The sequence below is a fragment of the Burkholderia cepacia genome (genome assembly GCF_001718835.1).
Lineage (GTDB): Bacteria > Pseudomonadota > Gammaproteobacteria > Burkholderiales > Burkholderiaceae > Burkholderia > Burkholderia cepacia_F.
This window is the reverse complement of the sequence record NZ_CP013443.1, coordinates 1,638,652-1,655,564: the sequence shown is the minus strand read 5'-3', so window position 1 is coordinate 1,655,564 and position 16,913 is coordinate 1,638,652. Positions and strand designations below refer to the sequence as shown.

General features: G+C 68.4%; 13 protein-coding genes and 2 pseudogenes. 11 read left to right on the top strand and 4 right to left on the bottom strand.

From position 1 onward, the window contains the following. Positions 1-169: 169 nt before the first annotated feature. The 7 genes and pseudogenes from WT26_RS11010 to WT26_RS10980 all read left to right on the top strand — a co-directional run bounded on the left by WT26_RS11010 (position 170) and on the right by WT26_RS10980 (position 8,714). A pseudogene (locus WT26_RS11010) lies at positions 170-1,418 on the top strand (ROK family protein). Further along, complete coding sequence (locus WT26_RS11005; RefSeq protein WP_059526383.1) at positions 1,405-2,958, top strand: sugar ABC transporter ATP-binding protein; 1,554 nt, start codon at positions 1,405-1,407, stop codon at positions 2,956-2,958. The pseudogene WT26_RS11010 and the gene WT26_RS11005 overlap by 14 nt, the downstream one beginning before the upstream one ends. A gap of 40 nt (positions 2,959-2,998) precedes the next feature. Further along, positions 2,999-4,036 (top strand): ABC transporter permease subunit, encoded by a 1,038-nt coding sequence (locus tag WT26_RS11000; RefSeq protein ID WP_059526386.1) that lies wholly within the window; start codon positions 2,999-3,001, stop codon positions 4,034-4,036. A gap of 81 nt (positions 4,037-4,117) precedes the next feature. Then, a complete protein-coding gene (locus tag WT26_RS10995; protein WP_069272871.1) occupies positions 4,118-5,062 on the top strand; it encodes an ABC transporter substrate-binding protein in 945 nt (314 codons plus the stop codon). Positions 5,063-5,174: 112 nt separating this feature from the next. Beyond that, the gene (locus WT26_RS10990; RefSeq protein ID WP_069272870.1) at positions 5,175-6,113 is read left to right on the top strand and encodes a carbohydrate kinase family protein; all 939 of its coding nucleotides are present in this window, start codon (positions 5,175-5,177) and stop codon (positions 6,111-6,113) included. After that, positions 6,110-7,597 carry a glucose-6-phosphate dehydrogenase gene (gene zwf, locus WT26_RS10985; protein ID WP_069270119.1) on the top strand — a complete coding sequence of 496 codons (1,488 nt, stop codon included), beginning with the start codon at positions 6,110-6,112 and terminating at the stop codon, positions 7,595-7,597. The genes WT26_RS10990 and zwf overlap by 4 nt, the downstream gene beginning before the upstream one ends. 46 nt (positions 7,598-7,643) lie before the next feature. Further along, positions 7,644-8,714, top strand: a complete 1,071-nt coding sequence (locus WT26_RS10980; RefSeq protein WP_069270118.1) for a hypothetical protein — start codon at positions 7,644-7,646, stop codon at positions 8,712-8,714. Between the two features lie 5 nt (positions 8,715-8,719). Here WT26_RS10980 and WT26_RS10975 read toward each other — a convergent pair whose 3' ends face one another. From WT26_RS10975 to WT26_RS10965, 3 genes are all read right to left on the bottom strand, one after another. Next, positions 8,720-10,438, bottom strand: a complete 1,719-nt coding sequence (locus WT26_RS10975; protein WP_069272869.1) for a SulP family inorganic anion transporter — start codon at positions 10,436-10,438, stop codon at positions 8,720-8,722. A gap of 7 nt (positions 10,439-10,445) precedes the next feature. Continuing rightward, positions 10,446-11,072, bottom strand: coding sequence for a ParB-like protein (locus tag WT26_RS10970; RefSeq protein ID WP_069272868.1), 627 nt, complete (start codon positions 11,070-11,072; stop codon positions 10,446-10,448). Between the two features lie 124 nt (positions 11,073-11,196). After that, positions 11,197-11,739, bottom strand: a complete 543-nt coding sequence (locus WT26_RS10965; protein WP_069272867.1) for a GNAT family N-acetyltransferase — start codon at positions 11,737-11,739, stop codon at positions 11,197-11,199. A 245-nt stretch (positions 11,740-11,984) separates the two neighbouring features. Here WT26_RS10965 and WT26_RS10960 point away from each other — a divergent pair, with 245 nt between their 5' ends. From WT26_RS10960 to WT26_RS35575, 4 genes and pseudogenes are all read left to right on the top strand, one after another. Continuing rightward, positions 11,985-13,205: an MFS transporter gene (locus WT26_RS10960; protein ID WP_069272866.1), complete on the top strand. Its 1,221-nt coding sequence runs from the start codon at positions 11,985-11,987 to the stop codon at positions 13,203-13,205. A 216-nt stretch (positions 13,206-13,421) separates the two neighbouring features. Next, positions 13,422-14,243, top strand: a complete 822-nt coding sequence (locus WT26_RS10955; RefSeq protein ID WP_069272865.1) for a TetR/AcrR family transcriptional regulator — start codon at positions 13,422-13,424, stop codon at positions 14,241-14,243. A gap of 85 nt (positions 14,244-14,328) precedes the next feature. Continuing rightward, positions 14,329-16,083, top strand: coding sequence for an AMP-binding protein (locus WT26_RS10950; RefSeq protein ID WP_069272864.1), 1,755 nt, complete (start codon positions 14,329-14,331; stop codon positions 16,081-16,083). A gap of 59 nt (positions 16,084-16,142) precedes the next feature. After that, positions 16,143-16,322: pseudogene (locus WT26_RS35575) on the top strand (DUF1571 domain-containing protein); the annotation flags it as partial. A gap of 36 nt (positions 16,323-16,358) precedes the next feature. Here WT26_RS35575 and WT26_RS10945 read toward each other — a convergent pair. Continuing rightward, complete coding sequence (locus WT26_RS10945) at positions 16,359-16,643, bottom strand: PXPV repeat protein (RefSeq protein ID WP_069272863.1); 285 nt, start codon at positions 16,641-16,643, stop codon at positions 16,359-16,361. Positions 16,644-16,913: the final 270 nt, after the last annotated feature.

The window sequence follows — 16,913 nt, the reverse complement described above, 5'->3', positions numbered from 1 at the left end:
CGCCATCTTCGCGTACGGGCCGATCTTCTCCACGCAGTTTCCTGTCGCCGCCGCGCCCTCCCCATGCCCGGGATTTCCCTAGGCTGACATGCCGGCGCTCACGCGGTTAAATAAATCAACGTGATTTATTTAATGCGCCGCCGCACGGCGCACCATGGAAGGAGACGCCATGAGAAGCCCGCACTTCGGCCAGGGCAGCAATTCGGCCAACGTGCGCCGTTACAACGAGCGCCTGCTGCTGAAGACGCTGCGCCGCGCAGGCAGCGCGTCAAAGGCCGACCTCGCCCGCCTTGCGAACATGACGGGCACGGCGGTCGGCAGCATCATCACGTCGCTCGCCGACGCGAAGCTGATCGAATTCGCGGGCCGCAACCGAAGGCCAGCGCGGTCAGCCGGCTTCGCTGATTCGCCTCGACCCGCGCGGTGCGTTCGGCATCGGCGTCCATCTCGACCGGATGCGCATCGAAACGGCGCTCGTCAACTTCGCGGGCGACGTGCTCGGCCGCCGCTCGCACGACACGCTGCTGCCTCCGCCCGCCGACGTGCTCGAGATCGTCCGCCACGACATCGAAACGATGCAGGCCCTGCTCCCCGACCACGAACGCGCCCGCCTGACCGGCATCGGCGTCGCGCAGCCGTACAACCTCGGCGCCTGGATGCGCGAACTCGGCCTCGCACCCGACACGTTCCGCGCGTGGGAAGACGTCGATTTCGCAAGCGACCTCGGCCGCACGCAGTCGCTTCCGGTATTCGGCGAAAACGACGGCAATTCGGCCGCGATCGCCGAGCTGTTCTACGGCTACGGCCGGCAGTGCGACGACTTCGTCTACCTGTTCATCGGGCCGGCCATTGGCGGCGGCATCGCGATCGACGGCGACTGCCTGCGCGGCGTGACCGGCAACGCGGGCGACATCGCCGTGATTCCCGTGCCGCCGAGCCGGCTCGCGTCCGCGCCGCCGCCGCGCGGCCCGTGGGACATCCTGCTCGCGCGCGCGTCGCTGCATGCGCTCGTGCGCCATCTGCGCCATCGCGGCGAGACGGTCGACAACCGGGCCGATCTTGAAGCCTGCATCGCTCGCGGCGTACCCGCCGTCGACGAATGGATCGACGATTGCGTCGACGCGCTCGCCCCCGCGTTGCGCGCGGTGCTGTGTGTGGTCGATGCGCCGGTGGTCGTGCTCGATGCCGATACCGACGCGGGCCTGCTCGATGCGGTGACAACGCGCCTGCGTGCCGCGCTCGTGGCCACCGCGCCCGAAGCGCGCGGCACGCCGGTGCTCGTACGCGGCACGTTCGGCGCCGACGCCGGCGCGATCGGCGCAGCCACGCTGCCGATGTATTTCAACTTTTCCCCGCGGGCCGGCATCCTCAAGGGCGCCCGCACCGACTCGCAGGAGGTGAACCATGTCGCGATCTGAGTCGCCCCGCCCGCTGCTCGAGATGCGCGGGATCAGCAAGACGTTCCCGGCCGTGCGCGCGCTCGACAACGTGAGCCTGACCGTCTATCCCGGCGAGATCCACTCGCTGATGGGCGAAAACGGCGCGGGCAAATCGACGCTGATGAAGATCCTGTCGGGCGCATACCGCGCCGACGCCGGCGGCGAGATCCTGATCGACGGCGCGCGCATCGACATCGACGGCCCGCTCGCCGCGCGCGATGCGGGCGTCGCGGTGATCTACCAGGAGCTGTGCCTGTCGCCGAACCTGAGCGTCGCGGAAAACATCTACATCGGCCGCGAATTGCGGCGCGGCAACCGGCGCTGGGGCACGATCGACCGCGCGGCAATGGCACGCGGCTGCGAGGACGTGCTCGCGCGCCTGGGCGCATCGTTCGGGCCCGACACGCTGGTCGGCACGCTGTCGATCGCGGAACAGCAGCTCGTCGAGATCGCGCGCGCCGTGCACACCCGCGCACGCATCCTCGTGATGGACGAGCCGACCACGCCGCTGTCGTCGCGCGAGACCGAACACCTGTTCCGCCTGATCCGCCAGTTGCGCGAGGAAGGTCTCGCAATCATCTACATCAGCCACCGGATGGCGGAGATCTACGAGCTGTCCGACCGTGTGTCGGTGCTGCGCGACGGCACGTATGTCGGCACGCTCGAGCGCGCATCGCTGTCGGCCGAGCGTCTTGTCGCGATGATGGTCGGCCGCGACATCTCCGGCTTTTACAAGAAGGAACACGCGCCGTACGACCCCGGCCACCTGCTGCTGTCGGTACGCGACATCGCCGACGGCGCGCGCGTGCGCGGCTGCAGCCTCGACCTGCATGCCGGCGAAGTGCTCGGCATCGCGGGGCTCGTCGGCGCGGGCCGCACCGAGCTCGCGCGGCTGATCTTCGGTGCCGAACCGCGCGTGCGCGGCGACGTGAAGGTGGGCGACCGCACGTTCGGCGCGCATTCGCCGCGTGACGCGATCGACGCCGGCCTCGTCTACCTGACCGAAGACCGCAAGCGCCAGGGCCTGTTCCTCGACATGAGCGTACGCGACAACATCAACATCTCGGTCTGCAACCGCGATGCGCGGCTCGGTGCGCTCGACCTCGCGCGCGGCGCCGAACGTGCACGCGACGCCATTGCATCGCTGTCGATCCGCGTCCCCCACGCGAACGTCAACGTCGGCGCGCTGTCAGGCGGCAACCAGCAGAAAGTGCTGCTGTCGCGCCTGCTCGAAACGAAGCCGCGCGTGCTGATCCTCGACGAACCGACACGCGGCGTCGATATCGGCGCGAAATCCGAGATCTACCGGATCATCAACGAACTGGCCCGAGCCGGCGTCGGTGTGATCGTGATCTCGAGCGAACTGCCGGAGATCATCGGCGTCGCCGACCGGGTGCTCGTGATGCGCGAAGGCGAGATCGCGGGCGAACTCGGCGGCCACACGCATACGCCCATCACGCAGGAAGCCATCATCGCGCTCGCCACCGGCTCGCAGGCCGAACTTGCCGACGCGCACTGAGCCCGCCCTTTCAGTTCACTCTTACATTCAGGTTACCGAAATGATCAACCCGACCAAGCAGCGGAACCTCGCTTCCGCGACGGCCCATCCGGTGGGCAACCGTACGCCGCTGTTGCGCGGCGCCGATCACCGCGCCCGCATGCAGTCGCTGATCCGCACCGCCGGCATGCTGCCGGTGCTGCTGGTTCTGTGCATCGGCTTCGGCTTCCTGACCGACGGCTTCTTCACGCTGCAGAACCTGTCGATCGTCACGCAGCAGGCGTCGATCAACATCGTGCTCGCCGCCGGCATGACCTTCGTGATCCTGACGGGCGGCATCGACCTGTCGGTCGGCTCGGTGCTCGCCGCCGCGGCCGTCGCGGCGCTGCTCGCGTCGACCATTCCGGGCTGGGGCTGGCTCGGCGTGCCGTTCGCGCTCGTCGTCGGCCTCGTGTTCGGCGCGATCAACGGCGGCCTGATCTCGTTCCTGCGCCTGCCGCCGTTCATCGTCACGCTCGGCGCGATGACGGCCGTGCGCGGCGTCGCGCGCCTGATCGGCAACGACACCACCGTGTTCAATCCGCAGTTGCCGTTCGCGTTCATCGGCAACGGCACGATCCTCGGCGTGCCCTGGCTCGTCGTCATCGCGTGCGCGGTGATCGCGATCTCGTGGTTCATCCTGCGCCGCACGGTGCTCGGGATGCGCATCTATTCGGTGGGCGGCAATCCGGAAGCCGCGCGCCTGTCGGGCATCAACGTGCGGGCGGTCCAGATGTTCGTCTATGCGGCGTCGGGCCTGCTCGCCGGGCTCGGCGCGGTGATGTCGGCCGCGCGGCTTTATGCGGCAAACGGCCTGCAGCTCGGCCAGTCGTACGAACTCGACGCGATCGCCGCGGTGATCCTCGGCGGCACGAGCTTCGTCGGCGGCGTCGGCTCGATCGTCGGCACGCTGATCGGTGCGCTGATCATCGCGGTACTGACGAACGGCCTCGTACTGCTCGGCGTGTCCGACATCTGGCAGTACATCATCAAGGGGCTCGTGATCATCGGCGCCGTTGCGCTCGATCGCTATCGCCAGCGCGACTCGGCGCGCACCTGACCTTCCCGTCGAATCAACCTTGCGGCGCAGGCCGGTTCGCCCGCGCCCGTTCACCAACAGACCTCTCGGAGACACAACGACATGTTCAAGCACAAAGCCGCCCTGACCGCCGTCGCCTGCGCCCTCGCCTTCGGCGCTTCCGCCGCACACGCGGCCGACAAGCCGCTCAAATCGATCGGCGTCACGGTCGGATCGCTCGGCAATCCGTACTTCGTCACGATCGTCAAGGGTGCCGAAGCACGCGCCAGGCAGCTCAATCCGAATGCGAAGGTCACGGCCGTCTCGGCCGACTACGACCTGAACAAGCAGTTCACGCAGATCGACAACTTCATCTCCGCGCACGTCGACATGATCCTGCTCAACGCGACGGACCCGAAGGCGATCGAGCCGGCGGTGAAGAAGGCCCAGGCGGCCGGCATCACGGTCGTCGCGGTCGACGTCGCCGCGGCCGGCGCAAACGCGACCGTGCAGACCAACAACGTGAAGGCCGGCGAACTCGCGTGCGACTACATCGCGAAGAAGCTCAACGGCAAGGGCAACGTGATCATCGAGAATGGCCCGCAGGTGTCGGCCGTGATCGATCGCGTCAACGGCTGCAAGACCGTGCTCGCGAAAAACGCCGGCATCAAGCTGCTGTCGAGCGACCAGGACGGCAAGGGTTCGCGCGAAGGCGGAATGAACGCGATGCAGGGCTACCTGACGCGCTTTCCGAAGCTCGACGCGGTGTTCACGATCAACGACCCGCAGGCGATCGGCAGCGACCTCGCCGCGAAGCAGCTGAACCGTCCGGGCATCGTGATCACGTCGGTCGACGGCGCACCCGACATCGAGGTCGCGCTCAAGTCCAACACGCTCGTGCAGGCATCGTCGAGCCAGGACCCCTGGGCAATGGCGCAGCAGGCGGTCAACGTCGGCTACGGGATCATGAACGGCCAGAAGCCGGCCAATCCGATGATCCTGATCGAGCCGACGCTCATCACGCGCGACAACGTGAAGACCTACAAGGGGTGGAGCACGCCGCACTGACCCGCCCGGCGCGGGCCGCACCGCGCCCGCGCCGGCCGGGCCGCACGACGGCTCCCGTCAACCGAACAACCGCAACAAGGCACGGCGCGACCTCGCGGCGTGACGCCCAGACATGACGACGACGTTCCCCCGCCTGATCGTATTCGGCGAAGCGCTGACCGATTTCATCCGCGACGACGCGCAGCACTGGCACAGCATCGCCGGCGGCTCATGCTGGAACGTCGCGCGCGTCGGCGCCCGGCTCGGCGTGCCGACGGCCTTCGCCGGCACGGTCAGCCGCGACATCTTCGGCGACGAGCTGATGCGCAAGAGTGCCGACGCCGGGCTCGACCTGCGCTTCATCCGGCAGGTCGATCGTGCGCCGCTGCTCGCGATGGTCGTGTCGAAGCAGCCGCCCCACTATTTCTTCATCGGCGAGAACAGCGCCGATCTCGCGTTCGATCCGGCGGACCTGCCCCCCGGTGCGCTCGATGCGGCCGAGATCGTGCACGTCGGCTCGCTCGGCGTCGTGCGCGAGCCGCTCGCGGCGCGCCTGATCGAAGTCGCGCAGGCCGCGCGGACGGCCGGCAAGCGCATCTCGTTCGACCCGAACTTCCGTGCGCCGATGGCCGCGCAGTCGTATCGCGACACGCTGCGCCGGCTGGCCGGGCTCGCGGACTGGATCAAGGTGTCCGACGAGGATCTGCGCGGGCTGTTTCCCGAACTCGATGAAGCTGCCGCACTCGCGCAACTGCGCACGTGGGCGCCCGACGCAACGATGCTCGTCACGCGCGGCGCGGCCGGCATGCAGCTGTTCCACGGCGGCGACACGCTGTTCCAGCCCGCGTTCCCGACCGAGGTGGCCGACACCGTCGGCTGCGGCGATGCGAGCATCGGCGGCTGGATGGCGAGCCTGCTCACGCGCCCCGACGCGCCGGCCGCCGAGCATCTGCGCTACGCGGCCGCGTGCGCGGCGGTCGCCTGTGCGCATGCAGGCGCCTATGCGCCGACGGCGGCCGAAGTGGCCGAACAGCTCGACGCGTCGGGCATTGCCGCGAGTCTGCCGCGATGAACGCCGCCCACGCATCCGCATCGCGCGACCCGTCCGCGTTCGCGTTTGTGCTGTTCGGCGGCACCGGCGACCTCGCGATGCGCAAGATCCTGCCGGCGCTGTACGCCGCGCATCGCGACGGCCTGCTCGCGAGCGCCGGACGCATCGTCGCGGTCGCGCAGAATCCGTTCGACCATGCCGGCTACCTGCGCTGGGTCGATGCGTCCGTGCGCCCGCACGTCGATGCCGCGTTGTTCGACACGGCGTCATGGCGCGGCTTCGTCGAACGGCTCGCCTACGTCGAACTCGACGCGAGCCGTCCGGACGCGTTCGCGCGCCTGCGCGACGCGCTCGAGCCGATGCCGGGCCGGCGCATCTTCTATCTCGCGACCGGGCCGTCGCTGTTCGTGCCGATCTGCCGCTCGCTCGCGGCGGCGGGCCTCGCGCCGCCGTCTTCGCGCGTCGTGCTCGAGAAGCCGCTCGGCTACGATCTCGCGTCGTCGGCCGCGATCAACGATGCGGTCGGCACGATCTTCAGCGAGGAGCAGATCTACCGGATCGATCACTACCTCGGCAAGGAGGCGGTGCAGAACCTGTTCGCGCTGCGCTTCGGCAACGTGATGTTCGAGCCGCTGTGGCGGCGCGAATGGATCGAGAACATCCAGATCACCGTCGCGGAAGAACTCGGCGTCGGCGGGCGCGGCGCGTTCTACGACCAGACCGGCGCGCTGCGCGACATGGTGCAGAACCACCTGCTGCAACTGCTCGCGATCATCGCGATGGAGCCGCCGCAATCGATGGACGCGGACGCGGTGCGCGACGAGAAGCTGCGCGTGCTGCGTGCGCTGAAGCCGCTCGCCGGCGACGACATTGCCCGCAGCGTCGTGCGCGGCCAGTATCGCGCGGGCGCGGTGCGCGGCGCGGCCGTGCCGGCCTACCGGGACGAGCCGGGCATCGCGGCCGACAGCGCCACCGAGACCTTCATCGCGCTGAAGGCCGAGGTCGACAACTGGCGCTGGGCCGGCGTGCCGTTCTTCCTGCGCACCGGCAAGCGGCTCGCCGATCGCGTGGCCGAGATCGTCGTCAACTTCCGGCCGGTGCCGCATTCGGCGCTCGGCGCCGCGGCGCTGCGGCCCGGCTCGAACCGGCTGACGATCCGCCTGCAGCCCGACGAAGCGATCCGGCTCAGCACGCTCGCGAAGCAGCCGGGGCTCGGCATGTCGCTGCAGGGCGTGCATCTCGATCTCGCGTTCGACCGCTTCTTCCAGCAAAACCGGATGGAAGCCTATCAGCGCCTGCTGCTCGACGTGATCGCGGGACGCCTCGCGCTGTTCGTGCGCCGCGACGAACAGGAAGCCGCATGGCGCTGGGTCGCGCCGATCCTCGCCGACGCCGCGCAGCGCGCGCCCGCACCGAAGCCTTACGCGGCCGGCAGCTGGGGCCCCGCGCCGGCGAGCGCGCTGCTCGCGCGGCACGGCACGTGCTGGCGCGAGGAAGAAAACTGACCGGCCGCGCCGCCTTCAACGCTCTCAGCATTCACGCATCGATCTCATGGAATCCGAATCTGTCTGGCATCTCGAATGGGCGCACGGCGCCTTCGACGTGCATGCGCAAGGCGGCATGCTCGGCGGCGTCGCGTTCGTCGTCGGCGATCGCATCGTCCGGCCGTTTTACGAGCCGCCGTGGCTCGACGAACCCGCGCCCCGGCCCGACGGCCTGCTCGGCGTGATGCGCAGCGAATTCGCGTGCGTGCCGTTCGGCGTGCCATATGCGGACGCCGAGCCGTCGGTGGACGGCCTCGCCGACGGCTGGCGCGACGCGGTTGCGACGCCCGTCGCCGCGCACGACGCGCCGCTCGACCCGAGCGACGACCTGCAGCACGGCTACGGCTGCATCGGCCAATGGACCTGCGTGCGGCGCGGCGCGCTCGACATCGAGATCGCGCTCGACTATCCGGCCAGCTCGCCGATCGCGCGGCTCACGCGCACGATCCGCGCCGACCCGCACCGTCCCGCGCTCGACGTCGTGCTGCGGATCGATGCGCGCGCCGGTGCACGCCGCCCCATCGGCCTGCATCCGAATCTCGCGCTGCCGGCGCTCGCGGGCGCGTTTCGCATCGAGCCGGACGCGTTCCGCTTCGGCGTCGTGCATCCGGGCGGACCGGAGCCCGGCGTGTCGCGCGGCCGCCCCGGCGCGACGTTCGAGACCCTCGACCGGGTGCCGCTCGCCGACGGCGGCCATCGCGCGTTCGACCGGCTGCCGTTCGCGGACGCGACCGAGGAAATCGTGCAGCTGTGCGGGATCGACGGCGGCGTGACGCTGCATGACGAGGTGGCCGGCACGGCCTGCCGCCTGACGTGGGATGCCGCCGTGCTGCCGTCGCTGCTGCTGTGGATCAGCAATCGCGGCAGGACCCATGCGCCGTGGAACGGGCGCAATCTCTGCGTCGGCGTCGAGCCGGTTGCGAGCGCATTCGAGCTGGGTTGCGCGGCATCGCTCGCGCCGAACCCGATCAACGCGCGCGGCGTCGCGACCGCCGTCACGCTCGATCCGGCGCGGCCGCTCGAGATCGCGTATCGCTTCGACTTGCTCGACGTGCTCGACGTGCCTGATGCGCGCTGACCCCGTCAGGCGTCGGCCGTCGCCGTGCGGCCCGACGCCTGCAGCAGTTGCAGGCTCTCGTCGACGCTCAGCTCCGACATCGCATCGTCGTGCAGCGTATCGTCCGCCGCGCGACGCAACGCATGCAGCGCATGCACCTTGAGCCGCACCATCGCCAAGCGCTGGCCGCGCGCCGCGCATTCGGCCGCAAAGGTGCGCAACGACTCGATCGTCGTGCCGTCGACATCCGGTGTTTCCTCGAGGCTCAGCATCACGGTATGCGTGTCCGGCGCGGCCTTCATCAACGCGCGCACACGGTTCAACATCCGGTCCGCATTCGCGAAGAACAGCTGCGCCTCGGGCCGCACGATCAGCACGCCCGGCACCGGCTTCGCGTCGGCGTGGCTCGCGACGTCGACGAAATCATGGCTGTCGCGCAGCCTGCCGAGCACGCTGACGTTCGGCTCGGACAACTTGCGCAGCGTCAGCAGCAGGCTCACGCCGATGGCCGCGAGCAGCCCGTGCAGCACACCGAGCACGAGCACCGCGAGCAGCGCGGCGATCACGACGAGCCGGTCGCGATGCCACGCCCAGTACGGCCGGAATACCGACGGATGCAGCGAGTGGCTGACCGCGAAGATCACGATCGCCGCGAGCACGGGCTCCGGCGTGCGCGCGAGCTGCGGCAGCAGCAGCCACACGATCAGCGCGACCACGCCCGCCGCCCACAGGCCCGCGAAGCGCGACTGCGCGCCGGCCGCTTCGTTCGCCGAGGTCGCCGAATAGCCGGCGCCGACCGGCATCCCGTGCAGCAGGCCCGACACGAGATTCGCGCAGCCGAGCGCGACGAGGTCGCGGTTCGGCGACACGCTGTCGCCATGCTTCAGTGCGAAGTTGCGGATCGACCCGTACGACTCCGCATACAGGATCAGCATCAGCGCGAACGCAAGCTCGATGGTCTGCATCCACGCGTTGCGGTCGAGGGTCGGCAGGCCGAACTCGATATGCCTGAAGTCGATATGGCCGACGATCGCAATGCCGTACCGCTGCCAGTCGATCGCATAACCGGCCGCGATCGACAGCACGATCACGACGAGCGTCGCGGGCACCCGCGAGCTCCGTCCGAGTGCGAACAGCAACGCCAGCGCGGTCGCACCGAGCACGACGCTCGCGAGATTCGCGTGCGGCGCGCCGGTGATCAGGTCGAGCGCGACATGCGGTGCATCGCTGTGCTGCACGGAAATCGCGAGAATCTTCGGCAACTGCTTGATGACGATCGTCAGCGCGAGGCCGAACGTGAAGCCGCGCAGTACCGGCCGCGCGACGAAATCCGACATGCCGCCGAGCCGCGCGGCACCCGCCAGGATGAACAGCACGCCCGTCATCGCGACGAGCGCCGCCGCGAGCGCGAGCTGCGCGGCAAGCGCCATTCCCGACTCCGCGAGCACGGTCGCCGCGAGCACGGCGGCCGACGACGACGTCGACGACACGATCGCGAAACGGCTGCTGCCGGTGAGCGCATAGACGACGAGCCCCGACAGCAACGCGATGAGACCGGCCTGCGGCGGCAGGTTGGCCAGCCCCGCGTACGCGACCGCCTCGGGTATCAGCAGGCCCGCGATCGACAGGCCGGCCAGCGCGTCGAGGCCGATGCGCCGCGTCGGCGGCGGCGAGGCCGCGTCGAGCGCGGAGAAATGCTCGGCATGCTGCGGGCCGGCATCGGGGCGGATCGGGGCGGTCGTCATGAGGTGCTCAGGGCCTGACGGCGATGACGCCTGACCAGCCGGGCAGATAGCGGGCATCCTGCTCGTGCGCGCGATGCAGCGCGATATCGAGCGCCTTCGCGAAGTTCTTGCGGATCTGGTCGAGCGACACGTGCTGGCGCAGGTAGTCGGCCCACAGGAATTCGCTGAACGGCGTCGCGTCCTTCGCGTAGCCGCCCGCGGTGCGCAGTTCGCCGGCGAGGCTGCGGTACGGATCGTCCACGAGCCCCGTCAGCGCCTTCGGCAGGTTCGTGTAGTCGCGGCGCGTGCCGTCCGCGCCGAACGGATGCACCCACTGGTTGTGTTCCATCATCCGCCAGAAGATCGTGTCGTCGAGCCACGACAGGTCCTTCAGCAGCATCGCGTTCACGCGCGCCTCGCCCTCCTCGATCAGCGCGAGGCCGAGATGATGATGATCGGTGATGTAGTGCAGCCCGCCCGGGCCGAGCACGGCCGGGAACCAGTGCGATTCGATCGCGGTCTTGCGCGCGCGCTTGCTGAGCCCCTTCCAGTGCTTGCGCTTCGCCTTGACTTCGCGATAGCCGACCGTCATCTGCGTGGGACGCAGTTCTTCCAGCTTGACGGGAATCAGGTGAACATCGCGGCCGAGTGACATGATCGAGCCCTCTGTCGACAAATTCCGGCAACGATACTCCTGATCCTGCACGGCGTTAATACCGCGCATCCCTCGCCTGCCCGGATTTGACGATCCATGACAACCGCACGCCGATGCTCGGCCGCTACCTGCGCAGATCGTCGCGCTCGAGCCGGTAGCGCATGTACGGGATGCCGTCCTGCACGACGCTCACCCGGCGCATCCCGAGCTTGCGCGCGACGTTCAGCGAGCCGGCGTTGGCCTCCGCGATATCGGCGATCACGCGCGGCAGGCGCACGGTGTCGAAGGCGTGGCGCACGACGGCAGCCGCCGCCTCGCTCGCGATGCCGCGCCCCCACGCGTTGCGCACCAGCCGCCAGCCGATCTCGACGTCGCGCGCGCCGTCCGCATAGTCCGGAATCAGCAGGATCCAGCCGATGAACGCATCGGGTGCGGCCTTCTCGAAGATCGACCAGTAGCCGAGGCCCGGCGGATAGTCGCGCGTGATCCGGTGCGTGACGAAGCGTCGATGCTCGACGGGATCGTGCCACGGGCCCGCGATGTGCCGCGTGACCTCGGGATCGCGATCCATCGCGAGGCAGGCATCGAGATCGGCCAGCACGCGTGGACGCAGCCACAGCCGCGCAGTTTCGAGCACGGGCAGCGCAGCGGCGGGACATGCGGTCATCGGGACTCCTGAGCCGGCGCACGCGTGCGCCGTCGAATTACAAAAACACTACAGCGGCCGTTCCGACACGTCGCCCGCAGGCATTGCGCCGCCGGAAACAGACCATTTCCTAGGGATTATTCCCGATTCGGCCGCGTCGCGCGACGCGGCGACCTACACTCGATGGAGGCCCCCGCGCAGCGCGCCGGCCGGGCGGCACAGGCACGCGAAACCGCACTGCGCAAGCCAACGAGGAGACCTCGGACATGAGCTGGACCCGCGAACAACGCAACGTGACGATCGCAGCCTACCTGGGCTGGACACTCGATGCGTTCGATTTCTTCCTGATGGTCTTCGTGCTGAAGGACATCGCCGCCGAATTCGGATCGACGATTCCCGCCGTCGCGTTCGCGCTCACGTTGACACTCGCGATGCGTCCGCTCGGCGCGCTGATCTTCGGCCGGCTCGCCGACCGCTTCGGCCGCCGCCCGACGCTGATGGTCAACATCGCATGCTACTCGCTGCTCGAACTCGCGTCGGGTTTCGCGCCGAGCCTGACCGCGTTGCTCGTGCTGCGCGCGTTGTTCGGCGTCGCGATGGGCGGCGAATGGGGTGTCGGCTCCGCGCTGACGATGGAAACCGTGCCGACCCATGCACGCGGCTTCGTGTCGGGGTTGCTGCAGGCCGGCTATCCGAGCGGCTACCTGCTCGCGTCCGTCGTGTTCGGCCTGCTCTACCAGTACATCGGCTGGCGCGGGATGTTCATGGTCGGCGTGCTGCCCGCGCTGCTCGTGCTGTACGTGCGCGCCCACGTGCCCGAATCGCCCGCGTGGAAACAGATGGAGAAGCGCCCGCGCCCGAGCCTCGGGGCCACGCTGCAGCAGAACTGGAAGCTCACGATCTACGCGATCGTGCTGATGACCGCATTCAACTTCTTCTCGCACGGCACGCAGGATCTCTATCCGACGTTCCTGCGCGAACAGCATCATTTCGATCCGCATACCGTGTCGTGGATCACGATCGTGCTGAACATCGGTGCCATCGTCGGCGGGCTGACCTTCGGCGCGGCCTCCGAGAAATTCGGCCGGCGCCGCACGATCCTCGTCGCCGCGCTGATCGCGCTGCCCGTGCTGCCGCTGTGGGCCTTCTCGAGCGGCCCGGTCGCCCTCGCCGCGGGGGCGTTCCTGATGCAGATCTCGGTGCAGGGTGCGTGGGGCGTGATCCCGGTTCACCTGAACGAGATCTCGCCCGACGAGATCCGCGCGACCTTCCCCGGCGTCGTCTACCAGCTCGGCAACCTGCTCGCGTCGGGCAACGCGACGATGCAGGCCTCGCTCGCCGTTTCGAACAACAACAATTACAGCTTCGCGCTCGCGCTCGTGGCCGGCATCGTCGCCGTCGTGATCGCCGTGCTGATCCTGTTCAGCCGCGAGCGGCGCGGCATCGACATGACGCAATCGGTCAATACGCGTAGCGCCGTCGGCTGAGCGAGCAGGATGACGCGACGCACCATGCCGCGCGTCCCGGCCTGCGGAGGCCGCGCGGCGATCTTGCCGCACCTGCACATCGATCTAGAGGTTTCTGTCCAGATTCAGCGCTTGCCCGCGCGGCCCACGGCTTTTTATCTTAATAAAAACGGCTGTTTGAATTACAAATTCGAATCGCCGGTTCGCGTCCGCGCGAGTCGGCATGGGAGGCGGGACATGGCAGTAAGTCAGGAGGGGCGGCCATCCGCGGGACGGCCGTCCGGCAACCGGCAGACCGGCGGGACGAAGGCGCGCATCCTCGATGCGGCCGAGGACCTGTTCATCGAGCATGGCTTCGAGGCGATGTCGATGCGCCAGATCACCTCGCGCGCGGCGGTCAACCTCGCCGCGGTCAACTACCACTTCGGCAGCAAGGAAGCGCTGATCCACGCGATGCTGTCGCGCCGGCTCGACCAGCTCAACCAGGAACGCCTGGGCATCCTCGACCGCTTCGATGCGCAACTCGGCACGCACATCACCTGCGAGCACGTGCTCGGCGCGATGTTCATTCCCGCGCTGAAGGCATCGCGCAATCCCGAACGCGGCGGGCCCGGGTTCCTGCGGCTGATCGGCCGCGCGTACACCGATCCGTCGCCGTTCGTGCGCAACTTCCTGACCGCGCACTACGCAAGCGTCGCGGGCCGCTTCTTCGATGCGTTCCAGCGCGCGTTGCCGCACCTGCCGCGCACGGAGCTCGGCTGGCGGCTGCACTTCGCGATCGGCGCACTCTCCGGCGCGCTCGCAGGCGCCGAAACGGAAAGCCTGATCGACGAGTTCTCGCAAGGCCGCACGATGAACGACGTGCAGATGATCGCGCGGCTGTCGTCGCTGATCGTCGCCGCGCTGAAAGCGCCGATGCCCGACAGCGCGCAACTGTCGATCTTCGCGGCCGTGCTCGACGACGCGGGCGCGAACGACCTCGTGCCCGCGGCGCCCTCGGTGCCGGTCGCGCCCGCCGACACGCCGGCCGACGACGCGACGCTGCATCACGCAACCTGACGGCGGCTGCCTTGCGCGGCTGCCGCTCGCAGCCGCGCCGCACGCCGTCCGCCTTACCCTCGAGATCAAGATCCAGGAGCCTCCCATGCCCTCTCCCGCAGCGCCGGCCGCCACGCAGACGCCGCCGAACACCGACGGCATCTGGTACGCGTCATATCCGCCCGGCGTCCCGCGCGACATCGACGTCACGCAATACGCATCGCTCGTGCAGTTCTTCGACGAATGCACGAGCCGCTTCGCCGAGCGCGTCGCCTATGTGAGCGCGGGCGCATCGATGACCTACCGCACGCTCGCGCAGAAAGTCGACGCGTTCGCGTCGTATCTGCAAAGCCTCGGCGTCAAACCCGGCGACCGCGTCGCGATCATGCTGCCGAACACGTTCCAGTACCCGGTCGCGCTGTTCGGCACGCTGAAAGCCGGTGCGATCGTCGTCAACGTCAATCCGCTCTACACCGTGCGCGAACTCGCGCACCAGTTGAAGGACAGCGGCGCGCAGACGATCGTCGTGTTCGAGAATTTCGCGCGCACGCTGCAGGATGCGCTGCCGGAAACGCAGGTGAAGAACATCGTCGTCACCGCGCTCGGCGACCTGCTCGCCGACGGCTTCAATGCGAAAGGACGCCTGATCAATTTCGTGCTGAAGCACGTGAAGAAGCTCGTACCGGCCTACCACCTGCCGCAGGCCGTGCGACTGCGCGCGGCGCTCGCGCTCGGTGCGCGAGGCCAGCCGCAGCCCGTGCAGACGACACGCGACGACCTCGCGTTCCTGCAATACACGGGCGGCACGACGGGCGTCGCGAAAGGCGCGATGCTCACGCACGGCAACCTGATCGCGAACCTGCTGCAGGCGAAGGCCTGGATCGCCGACCAGGTATCGGGCGACGTCGAAACCGTGCTCACGCCGCTGCCGCTGTATCACATCTACTCGCTGACGGTGAACGCATTCATCTTCATGGGGCTCGGCGGGCGCAACATCCTGATCGCGAACCCGCGCGACATGACGATGGTGATGAAGATCATCCGCAACGAGACGTTCACCGGGATCACCGGCATCAACACGCTGTACAACGCGTTCCTCGACAACGAGGAGTTCCGCAAGCGCGATTTCTCGAAGCTGAAGCTCGCGATGGCGGGCGGGATGGCGATGCAGCGTGCGGTCGCGGAGCGCTTCCAGCAGGTGACGGGCCGGCCGGTCGTCGAAGGCTACGGCCTGACCGAATGCTCGCCGATCGTCACGATGAACCCCGTCGACCTGAACGACATGGCTGCGTTCAGCGGTTCGATCGGCCTGCCCGCGCCGTCCACCGTCGTGCGCTTTCGCCGTGAGGACGGCACCTGGGCGCCCGTCGGCGAGCCGGGCGAGCTGTGCGTGCACGGCCCGCAGGTGATGCGCGGCTACTGGCAGCGCCCCGACGAGACGGCCAAGGTGATCGACGCCGACGGCTGGCTCGCCACCGGCGACATCGGCGTGATGGACGAACGCGGCTTCATCCGCCTGATCGACCGCAAGAAGGACATGATCCTCGTGTCGGGCTTCAACGTGTATCCGAACGAGATCGAGGAAGTGCTGGTGATGCATCCGGGCATCAGCGAAGCCGCGGCGATCGGCATTCCGGACGAGGTACAGGGCGAACGGATCAAGGTGTTCGTCGTGCGCCGCGACCCGTCGCTGACGGCCGACGATGTGCTCGCGCACTGCCGCAAGAACCTCACCGGCTACAAGATGCCGAAATTCGTCGAGTTCCGCGACGCGCTGCCGCAGACGAACGTCGGCAAGATCCTGCGCCGCGCGCTGCGCGACGAGGAGCTCGCAAAGCTCAAGGCCGGCAGGCAAGGCTGAATCCGCGTCGCTCCGGGAGCCTGGTCGATGAACGAAGGAAGTGCGCGTCGTCGCGCTGACCGCGATTCCATACGAAGAAGGAAGTGCTGGGGCTCGATCCGCACGAGCCGTGGTTCCGGACCGTCGAGTCCTATGACAACGACGGCAAGATCTTCGAGCGGATCGTCATCGAGAAAATCGCGCCGGCTTCGTTCGACGCAGCCGCGTTCGCCCCGAAGAATCCGGCTTGCGCGTTCTGACGCGCGCCGGCGCGGGAGCGCCGGCGCGTGCGGCGCTCAATCGTCATCGTCGTCGCCATGGTGCCGGTGCCAATGCTTGTAATAGTGCTTGCGCCACTTGCGATAGCGGTCGTCGTCCTCGTCGCCGTAGTAGCCGTATCCATAGCCCGGATAGGCGACCACGGCCGGCTGCGGCGCCACATAGACCGGCGCCGGCTCGACATAGACCGGTGCGACCGGTACGCCGATGCCGACCGACAGGTCAACATGCCCCGCCATCGCACTGCCGGACGCCAGCAGCGCGATGCCCGCCACCCACCCTGCCATTCGCCTCTTGTTCATGTTCTGGACCTCCGAGATGCCGGCTCGCCGGCGTGCGCGGAAACTGTAGTGGAGCGGCGCGCGTTCAGGTGCAACGGCGCTGCGAGAGTCGTAACGCGGCGTAACGAAATGGCATTGACCGTTCGGCCGAATCGCGAAAATGCGCTGGAACGTCTATAGTGGGTTACGGTTCGACACAATCGTGAGCGCGCGCATCGGGATCGAACAGGGTAGAATCCCGCCAAACACCTTGTGGACGAACACGCCACACACACACGCACAACATATTCT

Excerpts from the sequence above, each read along its gene's own strand:
- WT26_RS10975 (WP_069272869.1), bottom strand. The coding sequence starts at position 10,438 with ATGACGACCGCCCCGATCCGCCCCGATGCCGGCCCGCAGCATGCCGAG.
- WT26_RS10950 (WP_069272864.1), top strand. The coding sequence starts at position 14,329 with ATGCCCTCTCCCGCAGCGCCGGCCGCCACGCAGACGCCGCCGAACACC.
- WT26_RS10965 (WP_069272867.1), bottom strand. The coding sequence starts at position 11,739 with ATGACCGCATGTCCCGCCGCTGCGCTGCCCGTGCTCGAAACTGCGCGG.
- zwf (WP_069270119.1), top strand. The coding sequence starts at position 6,110 with ATGAACGCCGCCCACGCATCCGCATCGCGCGACCCGTCCGCGTTCGCG.
- WT26_RS10945 (WP_069272863.1), bottom strand. The coding sequence starts at position 16,643 with ATGAACAAGAGGCGAATGGCAGGGTGGGTGGCGGGCATCGCGCTGCTG.
- WT26_RS10960 (WP_069272866.1), top strand. The coding sequence starts at position 11,985 with ATGAGCTGGACCCGCGAACAACGCAACGTGACGATCGCAGCCTACCTG.
- WT26_RS10955 (WP_069272865.1), top strand. The coding sequence starts at position 13,422 with ATGGCAGTAAGTCAGGAGGGGCGGCCATCCGCGGGACGGCCGTCCGGC.
- WT26_RS11005 (WP_059526383.1), top strand. The coding sequence starts at position 1,405 with ATGTCGCGATCTGAGTCGCCCCGCCCGCTGCTCGAGATGCGCGGGATC.
- WT26_RS10980 (WP_069270118.1), top strand. The coding sequence starts at position 7,644 with ATGGAATCCGAATCTGTCTGGCATCTCGAATGGGCGCACGGCGCCTTC.
- WT26_RS10990 (WP_069272870.1), top strand. The coding sequence starts at position 5,175 with ATGACGACGACGTTCCCCCGCCTGATCGTATTCGGCGAAGCGCTGACC.
- WT26_RS11000 (WP_059526386.1), top strand. The coding sequence starts at position 2,999 with ATGATCAACCCGACCAAGCAGCGGAACCTCGCTTCCGCGACGGCCCAT.
- WT26_RS10995 (WP_069272871.1), top strand. The coding sequence starts at position 4,118 with ATGTTCAAGCACAAAGCCGCCCTGACCGCCGTCGCCTGCGCCCTCGCC.
- WT26_RS10970 (WP_069272868.1), bottom strand. The coding sequence starts at position 11,072 with ATGTCACTCGGCCGCGATGTTCACCTGATTCCCGTCAAGCTGGAAGAA.